Raw genomic sequence first — 2,299 nt, 5'->3', positions numbered from 1 at the left:
TCGGCGACGCGGTTTTTGCGCGCCCATTGCTGCTGGCATCCACGGTGGTGGGAGCAGGCCTTTATGTGGTCACGCTGCCGTTCAGCCTGCTGGGGGGCAATCCGGGAGAAGCCGGTGAAGTGCTGGTGATGAATCCGGGCAAGAATACTTTCGTTCGTTGCCTCGGTTGTACGCCGGCTCAGCACGAGAGCCTGAAGGCAGAAAAAGAACTGCAGGAAAACGAAAAACAGGAACAGGAAGCGGTGGCCAGCGCAGAATAATCGTTGTTCATTGCACCATAAAAAAGCCCCGCACTTGCGGTAATACCGTTCACTTAAGGTTCTGTGCCATGCCTAAAGCCTTCGCGATGTAAACATCGCTTCCCACAATCTCCCTCAAACTTTGGGATTGGTGGGAAGTCATGCTCGCATGACGAAGATGTTGGCGCAGCGCTGCTTCTCTTAAGTGAACAGCATTGCCGCACTTGCGGGGCTTTTTTATGGTTGGCAGACGGCCGAGACGGGGCTCAGGCGCAACCAAGTTTGAGGCAACTGCCTTTTTCAGTGCACAGCTCGGCGAACAGCGTGTCGCAGAGGCTGGCTACTTTGCTGCTCAGTGCGTCGTCATCAAAGGGGGGGGCGTCAAGCGGCTGCCATTGCAGGGCATTGAGTTGGAGCTGCACGTTGCGCAGTAGCAACCTGTGAGGGTCTTTCAGATCGTACATATCCAGGATGCCGTCGGCATGGATCAGCGTATGCATGCCCATGGACATGGACCACTGGCCAATGCTGAATGTCAGCGGGTCCTGGCCATGGTCTTCCAGTTCGTTACTGCTAATGGCATCGCGAACCACCTGTTCTACCATCCTGCCAATAGGCTGGGTGGCGGTCAGGAACTGCTCCCGGCGGCTGGGTGATGACGCCAGCCAGACCACTTCGGTCATGATGTACTGTTCGAGCCGGAAGTGTTCAGGGTAATGCTGGGCAAACAGTGAGTAGGCCAGAGCAAAGCCCAGCATCTTGTCGCGGTTGGGAAGGTCGGAATGGGCGACTTTCTCGAAGTATTCCCGCCGCGTGGTGGTCAGCTCGGTGCAGACCGCGATGAGCAGGTCTTCCTTGGAGGCGAAGTGGTGATAGAGTGTGCCCGTGGCAAAATTGCAGCTGCGGGCAATGGCCGCCATCTGCACGCCCAGCAAGCCTTCATCGCAGAGCTGTTGCCGGGTTGCCTCAATAAAGAGCTGTTCTCTTTCTGCCAGCGCTTGTTCGCGCCCGCTGCGTGTTTTTGTCATAGTCATAATCTTTTGTGATCCCGCCATTCAGTGTGAATAGCCTTGCAATAGGGTTCAAGCGCTTTTGTTGTCGTGCAGACAAACGTGCCGCCTACAGAAGCGCCGCTGCCAGTTTTTCCAGCAAGCCGTTCAGGTGACGTAAACCATTATCGGTACAGGCCAGTCGTTGGTCTGTGATGGCGAGCAACCCCTGCTGTTCCAGCGGGACAAGGGCGTTTTGCCATTGCCAGACCGGCTCTCCGGTGGCGTCCTCCAGTGTCTGCCAAGTGATGCCGTTGACCAAGCGCAAGCCGTTGAGCAGGGCCTCAAACAGGCGGTCCTCGCGGGCAATGGACTGGTACTGGCGGCGAGCATGGGCGGCGTCGGTCAGGTAGTCCTCGGGTTTTCGGGTTTTCTGGTAACGATGCACGCTGCCCTGTGTCGCGTCAGTGATCTTGCCGTGAGCACCGGCGCCTATGCCAAGATAGTCCCCGAATTGCCAGTAATTGAGATTATGCCGGCAGCGGTGTCCAGATTGCGCGAAGGCGGAAATTTCGTAGCGCTGGTAACCGTGCTGCGCGAGCAGGGCGAAGCCGGCCTGTTCGGTGTCGGCCATGGCGTCGCCGTCTGGCTGGATCGGAGGCGCGCGGTAGAAAACGGTATTGGGCTCGATGGTCAGCTCGTACCAGCTCAGGTGCGTGGGTTGCAGGGCGATGGCCTGCTGCAGATCGTCCAGGGCCTGGGCGTGGCTCTGCCCGGGCAGCGCATGCATGATATCCAGATTGAAATTGTCGAAGCCGGCGGCTTGCGCCTGGTGGGCGGCGTCGATGGCGGCGCTGGCATCGTGGATGCGCCCCAGCGCTTGCAGATGCGTGTTATTGAAACTCTGGACACCGATAGACAGGCGGTTGATGCCTGCCGCGCGAAAGCCTTCGAAACGGCCGGCTTCCAGGGTGCCCGGGTTGGCTTCCAGGGTGATCTCGGCGTCTGGCTGCAGGGTCAGCCGCTGGCGAATACCCTGGAAAAGTTGTCGGTAAAAGTCGGCGGACATCA

At 58.5% G+C, this 2,299-nt stretch carries 2 protein-coding genes and 1 pseudogene; 1 reads left to right on the top strand and 2 read right to left on the bottom strand.

The annotated features are described in order from the left end of the window. A pseudogene (locus A3754_RS20925) lies at window positions 1–260 on the top strand (hypothetical protein); the annotation flags it as partial. A 245-nt stretch (window positions 261–505) separates the two neighbouring features. Here A3754_RS20925 and A3754_RS20920 read toward each other — a convergent pair. After that, the gene (locus A3754_RS20920; RefSeq protein ID WP_231880721.1) at window positions 506–1,267 is read right to left on the bottom strand and encodes a TetR/AcrR family transcriptional regulator; all 762 of its coding nucleotides are present in this window, start codon (window positions 1,265–1,267) and stop codon (window positions 506–508) included. Window positions 1,268–1,358: 91 nt separating this feature from the next. After that, window positions 1,359–2,299: radical SAM family heme chaperone HemW (hemW, locus tag A3754_RS20915; RefSeq protein WP_063521218.1), on the bottom strand; the 941-nt coding region annotated here is incomplete at its 5' end.

Source organism: Alcanivorax sp. HI0083, from assembly GCF_001635175.1.
This window is presented reverse-complemented; position numbering and strand designations above follow the sequence as displayed.

Excerpts from the sequence above, each read along its gene's own strand:
- A3754_RS20920 (WP_231880721.1), bottom strand. The coding sequence starts at position 1,267 with ATGACAAAAACACGCAGCGGGCGCGAACAAGCGCTGGCAGAAAGAGAA.